The organism is Nibribacter ruber, from assembly GCF_009913235.1.
Lineage (GTDB): Bacteria > Bacteroidota > Bacteroidia > Cytophagales > Hymenobacteraceae > Nibribacter > Nibribacter ruber.
The window spans coordinates 3653352-3674461 of the sequence record NZ_CP047897.1; the positions used below are offsets into that span (position 1 = coordinate 3653352).

Annotated in this window: 18 protein-coding genes; 13 read left to right on the forward strand and 5 right to left on the reverse strand. The window is 49.0% G+C overall.

Annotation, left to right across the window (positions count from 1 at the left end; all coding sequences use genetic code 11):
* Window positions 1–2 precede the first annotated feature (2 nt).
* The 10 genes from infA to GU926_RS15480 all read left to right on the forward strand — a co-directional run bounded on the left by infA (window position 3) and on the right by GU926_RS15480 (window position 6369).
* Window positions 3–221, forward strand: a complete 219-nt coding sequence (gene infA / locus GU926_RS15435) for a translation initiation factor IF-1 (RefSeq protein ID WP_048919321.1) — start codon at window positions 3–5, stop codon at window positions 219–221.
* A 4-nt stretch (window positions 222–225) separates the two neighbouring features.
* Window positions 226–342 carry a type B 50S ribosomal protein L36 gene (gene ykgO, locus GU926_RS15440; protein ID WP_071885446.1) on the forward strand — a complete coding sequence of 39 codons (117 nt, stop codon included), beginning with the start codon at window positions 226–228 and terminating at the stop codon, window positions 340–342.
* A gap of 10 nt (window positions 343–352) precedes the next feature.
* Window positions 353–730 (forward strand): 30S ribosomal protein S13, encoded by a 378-nt coding sequence (gene rpsM, locus GU926_RS15445; RefSeq protein WP_066508657.1) that lies wholly within the window; start codon window positions 353–355, stop codon window positions 728–730.
* Window positions 731–740: 10 nt separating this feature from the next.
* On the forward strand, window positions 741–1133 hold the full coding sequence (gene rpsK / locus GU926_RS15450; protein ID WP_066508659.1) for a 30S ribosomal protein S11: 393 nt from the start codon (window positions 741–743) through the stop codon (window positions 1131–1133).
* 21 nt (window positions 1134–1154) lie between these two features.
* Entirely contained in the window at window positions 1155–1760 is a 606-nt protein-coding gene (rpsD, locus tag GU926_RS15455) for a 30S ribosomal protein S4 (protein WP_160693449.1), read from the forward strand.
* 38 nt (window positions 1761–1798) lie between these two features.
* Complete coding sequence (locus GU926_RS15460) at window positions 1799–2788, forward strand: DNA-directed RNA polymerase subunit alpha (RefSeq protein ID WP_160693451.1); 990 nt, start codon at window positions 1799–1801, stop codon at window positions 2786–2788.
* A gap of 68 nt (window positions 2789–2856) precedes the next feature.
* Window positions 2857–3387 carry a 50S ribosomal protein L17 gene (gene rplQ / locus GU926_RS15465; protein ID WP_160693453.1) on the forward strand — a complete coding sequence of 177 codons (531 nt, stop codon included), beginning with the start codon at window positions 2857–2859 and terminating at the stop codon, window positions 3385–3387.
* 78 nt (window positions 3388–3465) lie between these two features.
* Window positions 3466–4581, forward strand: a complete 1116-nt coding sequence (gene carA / locus GU926_RS15470) for a glutamine-hydrolyzing carbamoyl-phosphate synthase small subunit (protein ID WP_160693455.1) — start codon at window positions 3466–3468, stop codon at window positions 4579–4581.
* A 19-nt stretch (window positions 4582–4600) separates the two neighbouring features.
* Complete coding sequence (eno, locus tag GU926_RS15475; protein WP_160693457.1) at window positions 4601–5878, forward strand: phosphopyruvate hydratase; 1278 nt, start codon at window positions 4601–4603, stop codon at window positions 5876–5878.
* A gap of 167 nt (window positions 5879–6045) precedes the next feature.
* Entirely contained in the window at window positions 6046–6369 is a 324-nt protein-coding gene (locus GU926_RS15480; protein ID WP_160693459.1) for an FtsB family cell division protein, read from the forward strand.
* Between the two features lie 310 nt (window positions 6370–6679).
* Here the strand turns inward: GU926_RS15480 and hscA are convergent, their stop codons facing one another.
* Window positions 6680–8539, reverse strand: coding sequence for a Fe-S protein assembly chaperone HscA (gene hscA / locus GU926_RS15485; protein ID WP_160693461.1), 1860 nt, complete (start codon window positions 8537–8539; stop codon window positions 6680–6682).
* Window positions 8540–8837: 298 nt separating this feature from the next.
* Complete coding sequence (locus tag GU926_RS15490; RefSeq protein ID WP_160693463.1) at window positions 8838–11270, reverse strand: zinc-dependent metalloprotease; 2433 nt, start codon at window positions 11268–11270, stop codon at window positions 8838–8840.
* Window positions 11271–11428: 158 nt separating this feature from the next.
* Here GU926_RS15490 and GU926_RS15495 point away from each other — a divergent pair, with 158 nt between their 5' ends.
* Window positions 11429–12244, forward strand: a complete 816-nt coding sequence (locus GU926_RS15495) for a CPBP family intramembrane glutamic endopeptidase (protein ID WP_160693465.1) — start codon at window positions 11429–11431, stop codon at window positions 12242–12244.
* Window positions 12245–12363: 119 nt separating this feature from the next.
* Here the strand turns inward: GU926_RS15495 and GU926_RS15500 are convergent, their stop codons facing one another.
* From GU926_RS15500 to GU926_RS15510, 3 genes are all read right to left on the reverse strand, one after another.
* Window positions 12364–14163: a M61 family metallopeptidase gene (locus GU926_RS15500; protein WP_232058355.1), complete on the reverse strand. Its 1800-nt coding sequence runs from the start codon at window positions 14161–14163 to the stop codon at window positions 12364–12366.
* Window positions 14164–14412: 249 nt separating this feature from the next.
* Entirely contained in the window at window positions 14413–14748 is a 336-nt protein-coding gene (locus GU926_RS18405; RefSeq protein WP_198001426.1) for a GNAT family N-acetyltransferase, read from the reverse strand.
* Between the two features lie 489 nt (window positions 14749–15237).
* Window positions 15238–16296, reverse strand: coding sequence for an Ldh family oxidoreductase (locus GU926_RS15510; RefSeq protein WP_160693469.1), 1059 nt, complete (start codon window positions 16294–16296; stop codon window positions 15238–15240).
* A gap of 210 nt (window positions 16297–16506) precedes the next feature.
* Here GU926_RS15510 and GU926_RS15515 point away from each other — a divergent pair, with 210 nt between their 5' ends.
* Together GU926_RS15515 and GU926_RS15520 are read left to right on the forward strand one after the other, a co-directional pair.
* Window positions 16507–18030: a DUF4139 domain-containing protein gene (locus tag GU926_RS15515; protein WP_160693471.1), complete on the forward strand. Its 1524-nt coding sequence runs from the start codon at window positions 16507–16509 to the stop codon at window positions 18028–18030.
* A gap of 198 nt (window positions 18031–18228) precedes the next feature.
* The gene (locus GU926_RS15520; RefSeq protein ID WP_160693473.1) at window positions 18229–20583 is read left to right on the forward strand and encodes a hypothetical protein; all 2355 of its coding nucleotides are present in this window, start codon (window positions 18229–18231) and stop codon (window positions 20581–20583) included.
* Window positions 20584–21110 lie beyond the last annotated feature (527 nt).

Below are 21110 nucleotides of genomic sequence, written 5' to 3' on the forward strand. Positions count from 1 at the left end.
TCATGGCTAAACAGTCTTCTATTGAACAAGACGGTACCATCATCGAGGCGCTATCCAACGCAATGTTCCGGGTAGAATTAGAAAATGGCCATCAAGTAATCGCTCACATTTCAGGTAAGATGCGGATGCACTACATCAAAATCTTGCCTGGTGATAGAGTGAAATTGGAAATGTCTCCCTACGACCTTAGTAAAGGAAGAATAGTTTACAGATACAAATAAGCAGATGAAAGTTAAAGCGTCAGTAAAAAAGCGCAGTGAAGACTGCAAAGTGATCAGACGTAAAGGGAAGCTTTACGTGATCAACAAGAAGAATCCACGTTATAAACAAAGACAAGGTTAATTTTTAAAACATGGCTAGAATAGCAGGAGTTGATATTCCAGATAACAAAAGAGGCGAGATTGCCTTGACGTACATTTTCGGCATCGGCCGGAAATTGTCACAGTCTATTTTGGTGAAGGCTGGGGTGGATCTTGACAAGAAAGTAAAGGATTGGACGGAGGATGAGGCGGGTGAAATCCGTAACGTTATCGCTTCAGAGCACAAAGTAGAAGGTGTTCTTCGTTCTGAGGTACAATTGCACATCAAGCGTTTGATGGACATTGGATCTTACCGTGGACTACGTCACAGAAAAGGTTTGCCAACCAGAGGTCAGAGAACTAAAAACAACTCTAGAACCAGAAAAGGCAAACGTAAAACTGTTGCAAACAAGAAGAAGGCATCTAAATAATTAAACTACAATGGCTCAGAAGAGAAAAGATAAAGCCAAGAAGCGTGTGGTTGTTGTGGAGCCTGTTGGTCAGGTGCACATCAAAGCTTCGTTCAATAATATCATCATCTCTGTTACCAACATCAATGGCCAAGTTATTTCTTGGGCATCTGCTGGTAAAATGGGATTCAAAGGATCTAAGAAAAATACTCCTTATGCCGCTCAGATGGCTGCCGCAGACTGTGGTAAAGTAGCCTATGAAGCTGGTATGCGTAAAGCAGAGGTTTTTGTTAAAGGTCCTGGCGCTGGTCGTGAGTCAGCTATCCGTACAATGCAGAACGTTGGTATTGAGATTACTTCTATCAAAGATGTAACGCCACTTCCGCACAACGGATGTCGTCCTCCCAAACGCAGAAGAGTTTAAGGATATTATTAAGTATTAGAAATGGCAAGATATACAGGCCCTAAGAGTAAAATCTCTAGAAGATATAACGAACCAATTTTTGGACCAAGCAAAGCCTTAGCTAAAAAGGCATATGGTCCAGGTCAGCATGGCCGTGGTCGTAGAAAGAAGCAATCTGAGTACGCTATCCAGTTGATGGAGAAGCAGAAAGCCAAGTACATCTACGGTGTACTGGAGAAGCAGTTCGCTAACTTGTTTGACAAAGCTGCTCGTAAAACGGGTATCACTGGTGAAAACTTATTGGCTCTTTTGGAGGCAAGATTGGACAACACGGTATACCGTTTAGGTATTGCTCCTACTAGACGTGGTGCACGTCAATTGGTTCTTCACAAGCACATTCTGGTTAATGGTGGCATTGTGAACATTCCTTCTTACACGTTGCGTCCTGGTGATGTAGTGAGTGTTCGTGAGAAATCTAAATCATTAGAAGCAATTACTACTAGCTTAGCTGGACGTAATGCTCGTCAGTTTACTTGGTTAGAGTGGGATGCCTCACAATATGTAGGTACTTTCATTGCAACTCCTCAGCGTGACCAAATCCCTGAGAAGATCCAGGAGCAGCTGATCGTCGAGCTTTACTCTAAGTAATCAGTTCTAATTTAAGTGTCAACCTTAACCCAGCAAACATGTCAATATTAGCATTTCAAATGCCAGAGAAAGTCGTGATGGAGAAATCCGATGACTTCCACGGGCAATTTGAATTTAAGCCGCTAGAGAAGGGCTATGGTGTTACCATTGGAAATGCGCTGAGAAGAATCCTTCTTTCTTCATTGGAAGGATATGCTATCTCCAGCATTCGTGTTCCTAGCGTACTCCATGAGTTCTCTACCATTGAAGGTGTGGTTGAAGATGTCTCTGAAATCATCCTGAACTTGAAAATGGTTCGGTTTAAAAAGGTTGGTGACTTAGTTGATGACAAGATTACTGTCAGCATCAGCAAGCAAGACACCTTCACTGCCGGTGACATCAACAAATTCTCTGGTTCGTTCCAGGTGTTAAATCCTGACTTGGTTATCTGTCACCTAGATCCAGAAGCTTCTTTTGAGATTGAATTGACTATTCAAAAAGGCAGAGGCTATGTTCCTGCCGAGGAGAATAAGCCAGCTGACCAGGTGTTTGGCCAAATTGCCATAGATGCCATCTTCACACCTATCAAGAATGTGAAGTATAGCGTTGAAAATACGCGTGTAGAGCAGAAGACGGATTATGAGCGTCTTTTATTGGAGATTTCTACTGATGGTTCCATCCATCCAGAAGATGCCTTGAAAGGTGCTGCCAACATCTTGATTCAACACTTCATGCTGTTCTCAGACAACACCATGACTTTTGAGACTGTGAAGCCTGAAGAGGAAGAAGCAGTTGACGAAGAAATGCTGCATATGAGAAAAGTCTTGAAGACGCCTCTCCATGACATGGATCTTTCTGTACGTGCCTACAACTGCTTGAAAGCAGCTGACATTAGAACGTTGGGAGATTTAGTACAATTAGACCTGGCAGATATGATGAAGTTCAGAAACTTTGGTAAGAAATCTCTTACTGAGTTGGAGAACCTAGTATCTGAAAAAGGTCTTAACTTTGGGATGGATATCTCAAAGTATAAACTAGAAGAAGATTAGTAATCCTACGGCATAATTCCCGATCCCGTACAGGTTGATCGACGGTATGCACGTGCACAATTAAAAAAATGAGACACGGTAAAAAGAACAATCACTTAGGTAGGACTGCTGCCCACCGCTCAGCTATGTTGTCTAACATGGCGGCGTCACTTATCCTTCACAAGCGCGTTATCACAACGGTAGCCAAAGCGAAAGCGGTAAGAAAATATACAGAGCCTTTGTTAACTAAAGGTAAAAACGACACTACTCACTCTCGTCGTACTGTATTCTCTTACTTGCAGAGCAAAGAGGCGGTGAAAGAGTTATTTGACAACATCGCGGGTAAAATCGCTAATCGTCCGGGTGGTTATACCCGTATCCTTAAAACTGGCAATCGTCTTGGTGACAACGCAGACATGTGTATCATTGAGCTGGTAGACTACAACGAGGATATGGTATCATCAACAGCAACTGCCGCTGCTGGCAAAGCCAAAACAAGACGTCGTTCTTCTGGTAAGAAGAAAGAAGGTGCTGAGGCTACTACTGCAGAGACCACTGCTCCAGCCGCTTCTGAAGAAGCAAAAGGAACTGATTCTGCTGAAACACCAGCCGCTGAGTAACGATAATGAATTGATTTATAAAAAGGGATACGGGTTTACTCGTATCCCTTTTTTATTTTTGTCCCATACTTAGAAAGAATGAAGCTTCAGACAACAACAGATGCAGTATTAGTGCTGGAAGACGGCACCATCTTCCAGGGCAAAAGCCTTGGCAAAATTGGTACTACCGGTGGAGAAATTTGCTTTAACACAGGTATGACGGGCTACCAGGAGATTTTCACAGATCCTTCTTACTATGGGCAGATTGTGGTTACCACGGTGTCTCACGTGGGTAATTATGGGGTGCAGCCAGAAGAGGTAGAATCCAACGCCATCCAGATCAAAGGACTTATCTGTAAGGATTTTTCTTCTACCTTCTCCCGTAAAACCGCTGAAGGCTCTTTGCAGGAATATTTTGAGAAAGCAGGGATTGTGGGCATTTGTGAGATTGACACCCGGGCCTTGGTGCGGTATATCCGAGACAAAGGTGTGATGAATGCCATCATTTCTTCTGAGGAGATGGATGTTGAGAAACTGAAGGAGCAATTGAAGCAAGTACCGTCTATGGATGGCTTGGAGCTTTCTTCTCATGTTTCTACTAAAGAGCAGTATCAGGTGCAGCCCACTACTACCAGATTTAAGGTGGCAGTTTTGGATTTGGGCGTGAAGCAGAATATCTTGAACAATCTGGTAGAAAGAGGCTGTGAGTGCCGGGTGTTCCCCTATGGTACCTCCTTTGACGACATGGAAGCTTGGGGACCAGACGGCTACTTTATCTCCAACGGTCCTGGAGATCCAGCCGTGACCACTGAGGCCATGAAGAGCGTGGAGCGTATTCTGGAAGTAGAGCGTCCTATGTTCGGGATTTGCATGGGCCACCAGATTTTGGCGCAGGCCAACGGTATTCCCACTTACAAGATGCACAACGGACACAGAGGCTTAAACCACCCTGTAAAGAACTTGATTACGGGTAAAAGCGAAATCACCTCCCAGAACCATGGTTTCGCCGTAGACGCTGAGGCGGTGAAACTGAACCCTAATGTTGAGATTACGCACATCAACTTAAACGATAACACCGTGGAGGGCATCCGGGTGAGAAACAAGCCTGCCTTCTCTGTTCAGTACCACCCAGAGTCTTCTCCGGGACCGCATGACTCAGCCTACCTGTTTGACCTGTTCCTGGAGATGCTGGAAAACGACAAAAAGAATAAGTAACAAAATAAAACGATTGAATATGAGCTTAATTGAAGACATCAAAGCCCGTCAGATTTTTGACTCCCGCGGTAACCCCACCGTTGAAGTAGATGTGATCACCCAAAACGGTATTGTAGGCCGCGCCGCCGTGCCGTCTGGAGCCTCTACCGGCAAGCACGAAGCCGTTGAACTGCGTGACGGTGACAACAGCCAATACATGGGCAAAGGTGTTTTGCAAGCCGTGAATAATGTAAATGCCATCATCGCAGATGAGTTGGTAGGCTTCAATGTGTTTGAGCAAAGCCTGCTTGACAAAATCATGATTGAGATTGACGGCACGCCTAACAAAGCAAAACTAGGTGCTAACGCCATCTTAGGTGTTTCTTTGGCCATTGCCAAAGCCGCTGCCAAAGAAGCAGGCCAGCCGTTGTTCCGTTACGTGGGTGGCGTGAACGCCAGCACCTTGCCGGTTCCTATGATGAACATCTTGAACGGTGGTAGCCACGCTGACAACTCTATTGACTTCCAGGAGTTCATGGTGATGCCAGTAGGCGCACCAACGTTCTCTGAGGCGTTGAGAATGGGCTCTGAGGTGTTCCATCACCTAAAGAACGTGCTCAAGAAGAAAGGCATGTCTACCAACGTAGGTGATGAAGGCGGTTTTGCGCCTAACATTGGGTCTAACCAGGAAGCCATTGAGGTAGTGTTGATGGCCATTGAAGCCGCTGGCTACCGCCCGGGCGAAGACTTCATGATTGCCATGGATGCCGCCGCTTCTGAATTCTATGATGCCTCTACGGGCCACTACCACTTCAAAAAATCTACCGGCGACAAGATGACCTCTTCTGAGATGGTCAACTTCTGGACCGAGTGGTCTAACAAATACCCAATCATCTCTATTGAAGACGGTATGGACGAAGACGATTGGACCGGCTGGAAGTCTTTGACGGATTCTATCGGGTCTAAGGTGCAGTTGGTAGGCGATGACTTGTTTGTGACCAACGTAGAGCGTCTGCAACAAGGCATTGACCAGAAGACGGCCAACGCCATCTTGATTAAGGTAAACCAGATTGGTACCTTAACTGAGACCATCAACGCCATCAACCTGGGCCGCATCAACGGCTATAAGAGCATCATGAGCCACCGTTCTGGTGAGACCGAGGACAATACCATTGCTGACTTAGCCGTGGCCTTGAACACCGGTCAAATCAAAACAGGTTCTGCTTCGCGTTCAGATAGAATGGCCAAGTACAACCAATTGCTAAGAATTGAGGAGGAGTTAGGCGAGACCGCTTATTTCCCAGGCCGTAAGTTCTAAGCAATTCGTTTGGAGTTACAATTTCCGTTTTTGGCTTATTTTCTAGGAAATAGGGCAAAAACGGGAAATGAAAAAGTTCTGGTGGATGCAGTACCTGACCTGCCGGAAAACTTAGTAAATTCATGGCGGCAAGAGCAATCTTGCCGCCATTTTTATCTCCCTAGCATATGTTGGCGCGCGTTCCCAAATTTTTCAAGAACTTTTACTTTCTCACCAGCGTGGGCTTTTTGGTCTGGATGATCTTCTTTGACTCCAATGACTTCATCACGCAATTCCAGACCAGCCGCAAACTGGCCGTGCTGGAAGAAGAGCGCGATTACTACGTAGAGAAGATTCAGGAAGTACAGAAAGACCGCAAGGAACTCCTGAGCAACCCAGAACTGCTGGAGAAATTTGCCCGGGAGAAATACCTCATGAAGAAACCCACCGAGGACCTGTACATCATTGTAGAAAAGGACGAAGACGAGCTAGAGGCAGAGCAACAGCAATAAGCATCTCACCTATAAATGCAGAAGGCGCTCCTCAACCAGGTAGCGCCTTCTGCATTTATATAGTTTCCATTTTTGGTCTAAGTTCTGGGAAACAGGCCAAAAACAAACTACATGTATCCTCGCTCGCGTCCCGCGAGTGTGAGACACTTGCGGCCTCTCGCCGCTTTCCGTATAATCCATTTACCGGCCAGAGGCCTTTGTAGCACACACTCGCGGGACGCGAGCGAGAAAAAAAGAACATCTACTAATTTACACACTCAACTTTAAACCCGTTTTTGGCCTGTTTTCCGGAAAACAGGCCAAAAACGGGCTATTCAATCTTCTTGCCGCTCATGGCTTTCTTGATGGAGATTTGCATCACGCGCTCGGCAAACGGACTGGTCTGTTCCTCTAGCGTGTCTACCGCCTTCAGAATCGTGTCTTTGTCACTGGTGGGTAACACGTCTTTCAGGTTCTGCACATTCTGGCGGGTGAGGGTAATCTCTTCCTGCGTCAAATGCTCGCCGTTTTTCTCTACAAAACGCTCTACCTGGTAGATCATCTGCTCAGCGGTGGTGCGCGCCTCAATGACCATGCGGGCCGAAACGTCTTCCTTGGCGTGCGTGATGGACGCCATCAGCATTTCCTCAACCTGCTCATCTGTAAGGCCGTACTGCGGTTTTACTTCCACCTCCTGGCGCACACCAGAGCGTAGTTCAATGGCTTCTACCTTTAAGATACCGTCGGCGTTCAGGATGAAGTTCACGTCTACTTTCGGGAAGCCTGCGGGCATGGCCGGAATCCCTTTCAAGTCAAACTCGGCCAGCTTGCGGTTCTCTTTCACTAAGTCCCGCTCGCCTTGGTAGACGGATATTTTCATGTTCACCTGTCCGTCCACAGACGTAGTATACTGGCGGCCGGCTTTGGTAGGAATTTTGGAATTACGCGGGATGATGGAGTCCATCAAGCCACCCATGGTCTCTATGCCCAAGGTCAACGGCGTTACATCCAATAGCAGAATGTCTTTTCTGTTGCCGGCCAACACGTCGGCCTGAATGGCTGCACCCAAGGCGACTACTTCGTCTGGGTTCAAAGAGTTGTTAGCCGGTTTACCGAAAAAGTCGCTCACGGTCTGGTACACCAGCGGCACGCGGGTAGAGCCGCCCACCATAATTACGGTGTCAATCTGCTCAGCGGTAAGCCCGGCGTCTTTCATAGCCATCTGGCAAGAAGCCATGGTGCGGTCTACAATAGGCGTGATGAGCGTATTAAAAGTGTGCTTGTCCAGCTTCAACTCGATGCCGTGCAACTCAGAAGTATAGGTTTCCTGGTCACTTAGCGTGCGCTTGGCTTCCTCGGCTTTTAATCGTAAGCCCTGGGACAGGTTGGCATCATTGGCCACCATGTCGGCTAGCAAACGGTTCTGCGGCAACCAATATTGAAGGATCGCCTGGTCAATGTCATCACCGCCCAAATAGGTATCGCCGTTGGTAGACAATACTTCAAAGATGCCTTGGTGAATCTTCAGGATGGAAATGTCAAAGGTTCCTCCGCCTAAGTCATACACGGCAATGGTTTTCTCCTCGCTGGGGTCCAGGCCAATGCCATAGGCCAGAGAGGCAGCGGTAGGCTCGTTGACAATGCGCAATACTTCCAACCCGGCCAGTTTACCGGCATCGCGGGTGGCTTGGCGCTGGGAGTCATTGAAGTAGGCCGGCACGGTAATCACGGCCCGGTTCACCGGCGTTTTTAAAGCGTGCTCGGCGCGGGCACGTAGCTCCTTCAGAATCTCCGCACTCAGCTCAATGGGGGAGTAGAACTTGTCTTGCACCCGTATCTTCACCAGTCCTTCAGAGTTGTCATCAATGATTTTGTAGCCGAAGGTGTCCTTGTGCTCGCCCAGATCCTGGTAAGACTTGCCCAACAAGCGCTTCACCGAGTAGATGGTGTTGGACGGGTCTGTGAGCAGATATTCTTTCCCAGCGTCACCTACCAGAACTTCGCCATTCTCATGAAAGTGAACCACCGACGGGACAATGGTGCCCATTCCCTGGTCATTGATGGCAATGGGCATGCGGTCGTCTGGGTGCATGTACGCCACTAAACTGTTGGTAGTGCCTAGGTCAATGCCCACAATCACCTCTTCCTGCTGGATGGAGGCGGTGGTTAAGTTTATCGCAATTTTAGCCATGCTGTCAATTTTAAGAGACACCCGCAGGCACCTCGTGGGCAAAAGTACGAAGAAATAGCCTGTGAACAGGTTTACGGTTTCCCTTATGTAACTGATGGGTTTACCGTCAACAAAAAAGCTCCGCAGGGTAGAGCAGAGCTTTTAGAAATGTGTCGTTTTTAGCCTGATTTCTGGAAAACAAGCCAAAAACGAAAGACGTGCCTTCTCTGACACAAGCCCCAAGTAGAGGCAATATAAAATCCCACTCCAAAACAGGAGCGGGATTTTATGCTATTTTCTATAAAACAGGCCAAAAACGCTATTCGCAACTAAGGACTTCTAGTGAGCCAATGGGTGCGCCCGGCGGAAGGTCTTTGTGTAGTTGTGGTTTGGCGTTGGAGGGTTGGTCCAATCTGTTAAGGGCTAGAAGCGCGTTGGCTTTCACAGCATCATCATTAGACTTTGACAGTTTCTTAAGGTGCTTCTCTAACTCCTTTACTTTTAAGGTAGCCATGGCACGCACAGAATAAGCAGCATTGTCATTCTGAGATAAGGCCAGCAGATGCGTTAAGACCAATTGTTGCGTTAAGAATTGCGTCTGGCCTTGTAAACCGTCTTGCTGTTTGGCTTTCCAGGTGGCTTCCAGAATCTGGTCCATCACTTCCTCCAGGCCTAACTTGCTGCCTCTGGCTTTTAATTCAACCAAACGGGCGGCGCGCTCTGGATGAAACAGAAACGACAAGGTGAAATCTGCCGAGGCTTCGGCGGCGGCCAAGGGGTCAAAGGTGAGACCGGTACGTTTGTCAAACAGTTCGCGCGTAGGAGACCAACCGGCCGGCCTTGGCGGAATCAAGGCGATGATGTTCTCTGGTAGGGTGAGCACCTTGGGTTGAAGGGTTTCTAAGAGAGCTTCCAAGGCTTTCTGTTGCTCGGCCTCGGGTACTTTCTGGGTGACTAGTTGACCATCGCCTTTAGAAGCATAGGTATAGTTGACACCGCCTACCACTTTGGCCACCGATTCTACTTGGTAACGGTGGTAGTTGTAAATGGGCACCAGCACGTCTTCCAGCATAGCCATGGGCACACCGGGCTTGATGTTGTTCAGGCCAAACTGCTGTAAGGCTTTCTCCCTTACGTTTAGCACATGACGTAATTCATCAGAGGCATTGGCGCCGTTGTCCCAGAGGTGCGCTTGCGGGTGCGCTCCGCCTGGGGAGCGGGCATCACGGTCAGAGATAAACTGCAAGCCTCTTTGGTGACCGGTGCGCAGGAGTTGGTCCAGCGCCTGTTTCTCGTTCACACCTTTGGCGAAGTCTTGGTAACCATACGTCACGGCTAGTTTGTCCCAGTCGCCCATGCCCACCGCGTAGGCATCAGATAAATCAATTTTACCTTCGGATGTCAACTTGACGGTGGGGTGCGGGTAATCCATGACCGAGGCGCGGTTGCTCACGCTGGCGGCGTAGTTGTGCATGATGCCCAGTGTGTGGCCCAACTCATGCGCCGACAGTTGACGTAAACGAGCGAGGGCCATCTTCATCATTTCGGGGTTGGCAGGTCTGCCTTCTTCATATGGGGCTAGCAAACCTTCGGCAATCAAATAATCCTGACGCACGCGCAATGAGCCCAGGCTAACGTGGCCTTTCAAGATTTCGCCGGTACGCGGGTCGGTCACCGAGGCACCGTAGCTCCAGCCTCTGGTACTGCGGTGCACCCATTGAATGACGTTGTAGCGGACGTCCATGGGGTCTGCATCTACGGGCAGAATCTCTACCTTGAACGCGTCTTTGTACCCGGCGGCCTCAAACGCCTGTGCCCACCAGCGGGCTCCATCTAACAAGGCACTTCTGATGGGCTCCGGTGCGGCGTGGTCTACATAGTACACAATGGGTTTCACGGCCTCAGAGACGGCGGCGCCTGGGTTCTTCTTTTGCAGACGGTGACGGGCAATGTATCTTTTTACAATAGATTCGTCAATGGGTGTGCTGTAGTCCATATACTCAATCCCGAAGTAGCCGGCCCGCGGGTCCATGGCTCTGGGCGTGTAGTTGGTGTCTGGCAGTTGAATAAAAGAATGGTGCTGACGCAAAGTAAGGGCCTCTGTAGAAGGGGCTACTTCACGAACCAAATTACCGGCGTCATCACCGCCCACAAAGGTGAGCGAGGCTTCAAACTCCGTATTCTGCGGGAAGTTCTTAGTGCGGGGCAAATAAAAGGCAGAACGGGAGGCGTCTAATCTATACGATCCTTGTCGGGCTCGTTTAATGCTTCCTACCACGTCATGCGCGTCTCTCAGCAAAAAGTCAGTGGCGTCTACCAACACGGTTTTGCCATCGGTGGCTTCTACTTTAAAGCCCCACAGCGTGGACTGCGCGAAGGACTGGGCCACGGCCTGCTCCTCGGCGGGGTTGCCGTTCATGGCGCGGTAGCCTTGGTTGGGTTCAATGAGCAACACCTTCGGGCCTACCTTCTGGAAATACACCACATGCGTACCGCCCAACTGCCCTCTATCCAACCCAATGTCATTTGACCCCAAGCCCGCCGGGAGAGAAGACACATACAGGAACTGCTTGTCCAGTTTGTCAATCTCCAGCAGAATCTTGCCTGTGGCCTCGTCCCAATAGAAAGGAAAGTAGCCGGCAAATTTTTGTAGCCCAGCAGTCTTGGTGGCAATGGCATTCGGTTTATTCTGCGCTGAAAGCTGGATGATAGTGGATAGAAGAAGCAGAAAGGAGAGGAGCGTTTTTCGCATGATTTCTGGAAAAGAGGTCAAAAACGGAATCAGCGAATAAGGTAGGCAATTCAGGACATAGGGGCAAGGCTATGTTCCAGGGAACAAGGCGTTGATCAGAATTTCACGCCTGTAAGAATATAGAGGTTATTATATATTTGCGGAAATTTATAAACGCTATGGAAAAGACAGTTCTTGCAAACCATAAGGAGCAACCATCCTCAACCACCCAAACTACTCCTTCGTGGAGCATATTGGCGGGATTTTTATTCATTGCCCTCACGTACCATGCTGGGGAATATGCCATGCGGTTTCATCAGCACATTCCGCTGTTTCTAGGATGTATGCTGGCCGTGATACCGGTGGCCTATCTGGTGGCCAAGTGGCAAGGCTTCAAAGGGTTGGGCGCTTGGGGAATGTGCTTTGACAATCCCTACGTAAGGTTGTGTTTAAAAGGTTTGGTTATTGGCTTAGTGGTATATGCGTTGGCACTTGGGACACGACTCTGGTTAGGCTTTGAGATACTAGGCCCAAGACCTGATACGGAGGTACTCATCATGCAGACGCTCATCTTTGCGGCCGGTACGTTTCTTCCTTCCTTAGCCGAAGACATCCTCACCAGAGGCTACCTGTTTGGACACTTTTATCAACGGATGGATAAATGGTCCTTAATTCTGTTCTCTTCAGTTATCTATGTTTTGAACCATATCTATGCCCTCACTTCCGGACCATCCATGCTGCTCTATCTGTTTGTGTTAGGCATCATGCTGACCATTCCATTGCTTTACACCAGAAACCTATGGTATACGGTAGGCGCTCATTGGGCAGGAAACATAATTTATCGTGTAGGGAATGACGTGCTGCAGGTGCGCGAAGCAGAAGCCTCTTTTCCAGCCATCTGGGAATTAACGGGCTTTGTGCTGCTTCTGGCAGTGATTAATTACGTGGTGACAAAAGGTTATTCTTCCTCAGCAAAGTTGCCTGGTCTTGCGTAGGCTATAACTCCTTTCGTTTTTGGCCTCTTTTCCAGAATACAAGCCAAAAACAGCATTAAACAAAACCGCCACTGTCTCTTGTAGAAACAGTGGCGGTTGCCGTAGAATAAGTAAGTAGATTACAGATTCTTCATCCAGGCTTGACGAAGTGCTGATTGTGCTGGGGTTGGGTTGGCGTCTACCTCAAACAGGTGACGTTGCGTTTCCTGTCTTTCGAGCATTTTCAGGGTCAGTTTTTCTTCTTTGCCGTCTCTCCGGATGGTAACGGCATAAGAATCCCCAATCTTGGTTTGGAAGATCTTAGGAACCTCTTGGTTGGCGTTTTTCAAGGTAATGGCAGTGCCGTTCACGGCCACTAGCTCATCCCTGTCCTTCAGGCCGGCTTGTTGTTGGGTAGGGTTCACTTTCATGAACACAATCTTGCCTTCGGGTGCGCCTAAGTTGTAGCCTGGGTCAAAGGTTTTCTTGTCTGAGGTTTTCAAAGGTGTGTAGGTAATTCCCAGTTTCCCGAAGTACTCGGCCACGGGCAGGGCCTCAGCGCCTTTCACGTATTTGTTGAAGAAATCGGCAATTTCTGGGTGGGTCTTGGCCACGAAGATGTTGAAAAACTCCTGCTCTGGGAAAGCCTTAGACGGGCCGTATTCTTTAGAGAGCTCATTGATGACTTCGCGCAGGCCGCGCTTGCCCCCAGATAATTCCAGCAATCTAATGTCTAGCAAGGCCGCCGTAGCCGCGCCGCGGTTGTAGATGTTGCCGTAAATTTTATTGCCCTGCGGCGTGTAAGAGGTCAAGCTCAATTCCTGTAGGCTGTAATTGGTGCCCATCATGTCATTGTTCTTGAGCTTCTGTTGCATGTCTTTGAGGTAGGCAGGCAAGTCAATCATGCCGGCTCTCAGTTGCATCATGTCAGAGGCCCACTCGGTGGTGCCTTCATACAGCCACAAGTGCTGAGACGGAGTAGGGGTCTCAAAGTTGAAACGCTCTATAATCTCACTGTGGATGTTCAACGGCGTGATGATATGGAAGAACTCATGCGAGGCGATGTCGGTGATGTTGTGCGCAAACTCAGGCGTCATATCACTTTCTTTCATGACATACTCAGAGCTGTACGAATGCTCCCAGGCGCCCCAATCCTCGTCCTCAAAATGGTATAGGAAGGTGTAACGGTCCACCGGAAAATTAACTACAAACTTGTGGGCGGCGTCCAGCATGCCCGTCATGTTGGTCATTAAATCCTTCGACTTAATCTTGCCCGTTTTGGAATAGGTGTAGATGTCAATGGTAGTGCCATTGAAGTCAGTGGCAGATTTGGTCAGGTTACCAGCCAGGATAGGAGAGTCTACCAGGTGGTCATAGTTGTTAACCATGTAGTAACCGTTCTTATCCGTTTTAAGCGCAGTTCCCGTTAGCCACTCTTTCGGTGACTCCAGCTTTAAGCGCATAGGCGCCGACTGCAAACCTTTAAAATAGCCGAACACCCCTTGCCCGTTAATAAGCGCATGGTCCTGCTCCAAAGAGGTGCCGCACATGTTGTACACCTTGTTCTTTTCTACCGGCGTGTCCCAGGTTTCGGCAATCTGGTACGTGATTTTACGCACTTTGTCTGGCCGGCTCAATTCCCACTGGTTCACAGACACCTGCTTGGTGGTTATTTCCTTGCCCTTCTTGTCAAATGCTTTGAAGTTCTTCACAAACCTTCCAATGTCCATGGTCTGGTACGTGCCTGGCGCGGTAGACGCGAACTGGAAGATGTTGTTGGCGTCTTTTAGGCCTTTCACTTCCAAAGAGACCTTGAACAAGTCATCGGCGCGGTCATTGAGGTTCACTTGGTAGGTGAGTTCAGGGGCTTTAGCGGCCTCTGCCGGCGCACTGAAGGACAATAGAGCCAATAGGCCCAGTGCCATGGTAGTGTTTTTCATAGGGTTTTGAATAAAGGGTATAGTGCAGGGGGAGTTGCCTTCTGCGGAATCACAATTTTTGTATAAGTCGCGGGGAAGTTTGGAATATTACGAGGGCCAGAAACTTTCCGATGGAAGGAATTCCATTTCCAAGTCATTGAAAAGGCAGTTTGCTAAAGGCTAGGCAAAATTTCCTATGGTTTGTTTTAGTTAACAAGCAAATGGATATTCTTCTTTTTGCATTTCTAAAACAAAGCCAAAAGATAAGATCTAACCAATTGTTAGATTATGCTCACCTTTTACTCCCCCTGGAATCACGATGGAGGTATACAAACAACACAGGTCCCAGCCCAAAGATTGGTATAGTAATTTGCCTTCTTCTGTGGAGACCAAAAAGTTTTGGGTTACTCCCTTGGACAAAGCTATTTTCTCCAGCTCATATAGTAAGAGGGTTGCCAGTCCTTTCCTTCTATGATTTACGTGCGTTGATATGCGGTCATACACAGCCAGAAAATCCACTAAAACAACTCTTCCCTCTGCTGCCACACTTTCATCCTGGGCAATGATTCTCAAATGATAAGTAGAGTTGTATTCTACAAGCTCCATTCTATACCCAGGATTCAATCGCGCAGGTCTTTCAAGCATTGTATGTAAACAAGCCATCATGTAGCCCTGAGGCTGTATGATCCATTGGGGAGGTAGAAGATTCTTTAGCTCTGCGGGCGAGGCACAGACTTTAAGAAAAACCCAGGGTTCATCAATTGTCCTCGCTAAGTCTATGAAATCTTGGTTGAGAGTTGGGAACACATATCGGCTTTTCTGTTTTTCATGTCCCACATCCACCTTAAATCCTGACTTATATCTTATAGGCAAAGGCAATTCTCGGGATAAGCACCAACCCTGTAGCCATTTTTTTATGGTACCTTCTGAAAGATTTTTTGGCATTCTAAATGAGTAAGATCCATAGTAAAACGAGACTCTAAATGAGGTACTTGATATAGCACGGCATCCAAAATGAATCAATTGTATCCTTGCTTACTAATAGCTAAAAACTCGTTTTCAGCCTATTTTCCAGAAAACAGCCCAAAAACGACATTACAACGTCACTCCAAACTTATCACCCAAGCCTTCCAAATCCTTGACTACCGGTGGTAGCAATGGAATCCCTTCTTTCAACCTTATAACTTCGCTTTCACGTTCTGGGTCGCCGGGGATGAGGACGTGGTGGCCGTCTTTGGCTTTCGAGTTCCTAAAGGTGGTAATCCAGTTGTCCATGTGGTTTTTGAAGTCGTCGGCGGGTCTGAACGCGTCTACCCGCATGGCCCCGAAGAAGTGGCCGATGCCTTCGCCAACCGGGTTAGCCGGCGGGGCCAGGAAGCTCACAAACGGCGGCACCCACGGGCCATAATTCGCACCAGACAAAACCGCTGAGAAAATATCTACCACCGCACCCAGCGCATAGCCTTTGTGACTGCCCGTGTCTCCGCCCAGCGGCAAGAGCGCGCCACCGTCTTTGAGCTCATTGGGGTTGGTAGAAGAAGAACCGTCGGCGGCCTGAATCCAGCCGTGTGGGGCTTCCAGGTTTTTACGTTGCAGGATTTCCAGCTTGCCGTTGGCGGCGGTGGTGGTAGCCAGGTCAGCTACAAACGGAGGTTGTTCATTGGCCGGAACCGCCACGGCAATAGGGTTGGTGCCCAAGAGTCTTTCTAAAGAATAGGTAGGCGCTACCAAGGGGCTGGCGTTGGTCATGGCCATGCCAATCATGTCATGCTCCAGGGCCTTCATGGCATGGTACCCTGCAATCCCGAAGTGGTTGGAATTCTTCACGCTCACCCAGCCGCTCCCTACGTTTTTGGCTTTCTCCAGGGCAATCTGCATGGCTTTGGGTGCTACCACCAAACCAAGGCCACCATCGCCATCTACCGTGGCGGTACTGGGCGTCTCATGCACAATGCGCACGTTGGGCGTGGGGTTGATGCGGCCGGCTTCCCAGAGGCGCACATAGCCCACCAGACGGGCCACGCCATGCGAGTCAATGCCCCGTAAATCAGCGGAAAGTAAAGTTTCGGTGGCTAGTAAAGCGTCCTCTGCGGGACAGCCAATGCTCAGGAATATCTTCTGGGTGAAATCGAAAAGGCGTTGGTATGAATACATGCGAACTTCATAAGTAAGAGCGCCAAAGGTAAAGGAAACCTGCAAAAAGTTTATCCAGAAATGCTAGCTTTGATGATTCGCGTGTTAGTATCTCCCAACCCAGCCTCGCCCTTTATGAAAACTCTTCGTGTCCCGCTCTTGTTTTGCGTCCTTTGTTTTTGGCCTGTTTTCCAGATTCTAGCCCAAAAACAGGAATCCTTAACCACACAGGTGAAAGCTGTTACCGTGTTCCTGAACCGCGCCCAGGTCACCAACGTGGGCAAAGGAACGGTAGAAGCCGGCGTCACCGAACTGGTTCTGGACGGACTTCCATCCCAACTGGACGAACGAAGCGTGCAGGTAAATCCTACCGGAAGTGTGACCTTGCTTTCCGTTAGGTATGAGCAGAACTATCTTATAGGCTCGCAGAAGCCCCGTGAGACCGAACAACTGGAAGACTCCCTTAAAAGCTACACCGGCCAGATACGCTCCTTGACCGACCAGCGCGAAGTCCTGCAAAAAGAAGAAGCCATGCTACAGGCTAACCAAAGCATTGGCGGTTCCCAGACTGGCATTACCGCCGCCCGCCTCAAAGAAGTAGCCGACTTCTACCGCGCCCGCTTGCTGAGCATCCGGAAGGAAATGCAAACCGTGGACATACGCCTGGAGATTCTCAAAACCCGACAAGCCAGATTTATTAGTCAGTTAAATGAAGTAAACAGTCAATCAAAGGCTACGAGTAAGGTGATTGTGGCCGTGAAAGCCACCGCCCGTACGCAGGTGGGTTTGGAGGTAACGTATTTGGTGTACAATGCCGGCTGGGAACCTATCTATGACATTAGGGCTACTGGCAACCAAGGGCCGGTGCAATTGCAATATAAAGCCAATGTGCACCAGAACACCGGCGTGAACTGGGACAACGTGCAATTGACCTTAGCCACTACCAACCCAGCAGAAGGCGCCCAGAAGCCAGAATTGGAGCCATATTATATTGGCATTTTGCAGGCATCTCCAATTAGGAGGAAAGTTAAACATACAGCTCCAGTAATCATGGAGGACAGTGAAGATACCAAGTCATTAAGCGAAGTCGTGGTAACTGCCGCCCCAGCCACCAGCACCGCAGATTACACAGAAGCCGTGGCTACTACCTTGGCCGCCGAGTTCAAGATTGGGATTCCGTTCAGTGTTCCGTCAGACGGAGAGCCGCATACCGTGGACGTGCAACAGCACAGTCTCACCACCGCTTACGCTCATACCACCGTACCTAAACTGGACCCGACCGCCTTTCTGGTGGCGCACCTCACCAACTGGGAGAACCTGAAACTGCTTCCCGGCGAGGCCAATATTTTCCTGGACGGCACCTTCACGGGTAAATCGGTGATTGACCCCACCCAGACGAAAGACACGCTCACCCTTTCGCTGGGCCGTGACCAGAATGTGGTGGTGCAACGCGAGCGAATGAAAGACTTTCAGAAGCGCTCCACGCTGGGCAGTAACATCAAAGAGCAGTTTGGCTATGAGATAAGCCTGCGCAACACCAAAAGCACGCCGGTTACCATCACCGTGGAGGACCAGATTCCCATCAGCACCCATTCAGACATTGAGGTAAGCGAGGTAGAAACCAACGGCGGCAAGCTGGACAAGGAAACCGGCAAAGTCACCTGGCTAGTCACACTCAAGCCTAATGAGACCGTGAAAAGGAATCTTCGGTTTGAGGTGAAGTACCCTAAGAACAACAGAGTAAGCGGTCTGTAGTCCCAATCCGTTTTTGGCCTGATTTTCAGAATTCAGGCCAAAAACGGACCTTTGCCTTTCCAAAATTTTCTCCAAGAATAATCAGCCCATTCAAGCAACCAGACAGGCTTCTTAAGCATCTTCTGGATAGAGATTCAAGCTACTGCATTTTCTGGAATGGAATTTGTCTTAGACTGAATATCAGTAAAAGCTAATATTATGAAAGCACGCCTACACTTCCTCGTTTTCACTGCCTTGCTCTTATTGAGCGGTCAGGCAATGGCGCAGTCTAAGGTTATCTATGACCAAAAGCGCCACGAATCTGTTGCTATTTCTAGCATAGACAACCAGACCTTGGCTAGAATGGCCGAGGAATTGGAGATGCCTTCTAACAGACGTACCAGACTGTTGCTACCCATAGAGTTTGAACAGCAGGAGCGCATCACCAAAAGCGGCGGGCAGATTACCCTGTCTGTGCAGGTGCGCAACGTGCGCGTGCGGGACAGAGTGCCCTACCGCGGGTTTGACATGGCGCAGGCCTTTGACCCAAGCGTAATGAGTGCCAAGGTGCAGTTGTTGGGCCGCGAGGACAAAGTCTTGCAAACCATCACCGTGGCCAGCAAAGACATCAACCGCGACGGTTCTGCCGAGTTGGTACAGGCAACTATTCAAGATACTTCTGCCTTTGAAGGCTATAAACTGCGTGTGATAGACCGCAACCTGGACTTCTCTGCTCGCAACAGAAACGCGGTAAGTGAGCGCATTGGCTTAGTAAAGGAGTATTATGAGATGGACAACCGCTTGGCGCAACTGTCCAGAGAACTGCAAGCCATCAACCCCAATGACATTGATTACCTGGCCCAGCACAAAGACCGCCTCATTTCTTTGCAAGCCAACTTAGACCGTCTGGAAAGAAAGAACCTGGACCGCGAACTGGACCTGAACCAGAACGACCCTATACAGTTGAGACGCAAAATGAAAGACCTGGCCTACCAGTTCAAGGAGCGCGCCTTGGCCCTAGACCAGATGTACGCCCGCCTGCCCGAGATTTTCTACAGCCGCGGCCTGGAGCTGGCCATGAACGGAAATGTGCGCGGTGGTCGTGATTTCTTCATGCGCTCTATTCAGGCTAATCCGGCCTTCGCACCGTCTCATTTGCAACTGGCTAGATTGGACTTGAAAGAAGGCTATGTGAAAGAAGCCGGACAACGCACCCGCGACATCTTAAACGGCATGCAACCAGACCCTGAGACTTATAGATTTGCACAGGAGCTGGCCCTGGATATCCAGAATGACTATGTGCGCGAAGGCGAACGACTTAACAACCAGGGCAAGTACCGCGAGGCCCTGCAAGAATTTGAAGACGCCCGTGAGTTCTGCCGAAGCATCTCTAGCCTTCGTTGCCGCCCAGAGCTATGGGACAGAGGCATTGCCCAAGCCAAGAATGGTATCTATGACAATTATTTGAAAGCGGGACAACAAGCCCTGGCCCAGAAACAACTAGGCCAAGCTGAGAAAATAGCCCGCGATGCCCAGGCGTTCGCCCAGCAGAACAAAACCGCTATTGGTGATGACGTAGACGCTCGCAACTTAATGCGCGAAGTTCAGCAACAGTACTACGCCAACTTCATGGCCGACGGCAGAAAAGCCCTTCAGGCCAAGCAATTCAGCAACGCCCTTACCGCCTTTGAGAAAGCCAAAGACAAAGCCCTGGACTATCAGTTGAAGGAGCAAGCAGATGCAGTTTCATTGACCCGCCAAGCGGCCAAGCCGGTACTACTAGCCAAAATTGGCGTAGCCGAGCAACAAGCCCTTGGTAACCTATTGGCGCAAGCCCGCACCGCCGCTGGTGAGGTGTCTGCCATGCAAGTAAAATACGGCTTGGTAAACGACAAAGACCTGGATGTAAAATTCAGAGGCTTAAGCCAGCGGATTTTCTCACAAGAATGCCAGAACGCCCAAAGCGCCTATGACCAGTATTATAGAACCGCCTTGCAGTTGAGCAGTGAGAAGAAATTTTACCTGGCCGCCAACGCCTTGGAGGAAGCCATTGCCAGCGCCAGAGAGAACGGCGGCTGTGCCATTTCTTCCGCCACCGCAGACGTAGAGTTGACTCGCATTGACGCCCCGGCCCGCTATCAAGAGATGTTGATTCAGGTTGATGCCTTGGTGAGCAAAGGCCAAATGGCTGAGGCCGTGCAAACCTACCTGCAAGCAGGCCAACAGTACCAAGATGCTGATTTGGCACGATTTGGCTTGGTGCATGCGCAACTGGTGAACTTCGGGGTACAGCACGCCAACAAAACCTTCATCGCCGAAGTCACCAAATACGCCGCCGCCAACGCTGAACCGGTAGCCGCCATTGACCTGCTCAAGCGCTTAATCGTGCTGGACTACTCTGGCTACAACCTGAACAAACTGCAGGAACTGGTAGGCGAACAACTAGCTACCCGTGATGCCCAGGCCAACCCAAAAGCCAACTACAAAGCCATGGCAGAAACCTACACCGCCGGCAACAAAGACCTGAAAAAGCTCAACAAAGCCTATCAGAAGAAATTCAAGAAGTTAACCTAGTCTCAAAACAAGAACGGCCTCCCTTACTAAGGGAGGCCGTTCTTGTTTTCAGGGCGTTATTCGTTGCTAGTTGTTCGTTATTCGAAATAGGTTTTATTTTTTACAAGGTCTTGCATGCATTCCGTCCCCTTTGAAGGGGATAGGGGGATGACTAGTGTGCTCCCATCCAAAACAACTGGTATTAAACGCGGATTCTCCCCTTGAGGGGAGCGAAGAGGGGAGTTTACACCAGCAGATTGAATTACGCAGGAGACAAGCCAGTGCCATTGTCTCTACATAGTCTGAAACGTCAAACCCTCCATCTTTAGGAAGAAGGGAATTGGCTAATCCGATTTTGGCTTGTTTTTCTGAAAAGAACCAAAAACGCTATTCTCATCCTTCTTTTTCTTATTTGATTGAGTTTAGCAGTTATGTCTGTATAACTATTACAGTCACTATTGCTAAAGGCACAATGGCTAATAGGAAGATTAATGCAAGCTTTAAATAATCTCTCTGTGCATATACCTCAACTTTCTGTAAAAGGCGAA

Excerpts from the sequence above, each read along its gene's own strand:
- rpsD (WP_160693449.1), top strand. The coding sequence starts at position 1,155 with ATGGCAAGATATACAGGCCCTAAGAGTAAAATCTCTAGAAGATATAAC.
- carA (WP_160693455.1), top strand. The coding sequence starts at position 3,466 with ATGAAGCTTCAGACAACAACAGATGCAGTATTAGTGCTGGAAGACGGC.
- hscA (WP_160693461.1), bottom strand. The coding sequence starts at position 8,539 with ATGGCTAAAATTGCGATAAACTTAACCACCGCCTCCATCCAGCAGGAA.
- eno (WP_160693457.1), top strand. The coding sequence starts at position 4,601 with ATGAGCTTAATTGAAGACATCAAAGCCCGTCAGATTTTTGACTCCCGC.
- infA (WP_048919321.1), top strand. The coding sequence starts at position 3 with ATGGCTAAACAGTCTTCTATTGAACAAGACGGTACCATCATCGAGGCG.
- rplQ (WP_160693453.1), top strand. The coding sequence starts at position 2,857 with ATGAGACACGGTAAAAAGAACAATCACTTAGGTAGGACTGCTGCCCAC.
- GU926_RS15520 (WP_160693473.1), top strand. The coding sequence starts at position 18,229 with ATGAAAGCACGCCTACACTTCCTCGTTTTCACTGCCTTGCTCTTATTG.
- GU926_RS15510 (WP_160693469.1), bottom strand. The coding sequence starts at position 16,296 with ATGTATTCATACCAACGCCTTTTCGATTTCACCCAGAAGATATTCCTG.
- GU926_RS15495 (WP_160693465.1), top strand. The coding sequence starts at position 11,429 with ATGGAAAAGACAGTTCTTGCAAACCATAAGGAGCAACCATCCTCAACC.
- rpsM (WP_066508657.1), top strand. The coding sequence starts at position 353 with ATGGCTAGAATAGCAGGAGTTGATATTCCAGATAACAAAAGAGGCGAG.
- GU926_RS15460 (WP_160693451.1), top strand. The coding sequence starts at position 1,799 with ATGTCAATATTAGCATTTCAAATGCCAGAGAAAGTCGTGATGGAGAAA.
- GU926_RS15500 (WP_232058355.1), bottom strand. The coding sequence starts at position 14,163 with ATGAAAAACACTACCATGGCACTGGGCCTATTGGCTCTATTGTCCTTC.
- ykgO (WP_071885446.1), top strand. The coding sequence starts at position 226 with ATGAAAGTTAAAGCGTCAGTAAAAAAGCGCAGTGAAGACTGCAAAGTG.
- GU926_RS18405 (WP_198001426.1), bottom strand. The coding sequence starts at position 14,748 with ATGGAGCTTGTAGAATACAACTCTACTTATCATTTGAGAATCATTGCC.
- GU926_RS15490 (WP_160693463.1), bottom strand. The coding sequence starts at position 11,270 with ATGCGAAAAACGCTCCTCTCCTTTCTGCTTCTTCTATCCACTATCATC.
- rpsK (WP_066508659.1), top strand. The coding sequence starts at position 741 with ATGGCTCAGAAGAGAAAAGATAAAGCCAAGAAGCGTGTGGTTGTTGTG.
- GU926_RS15480 (WP_160693459.1), top strand. The coding sequence starts at position 6,046 with ATGTTGGCGCGCGTTCCCAAATTTTTCAAGAACTTTTACTTTCTCACC.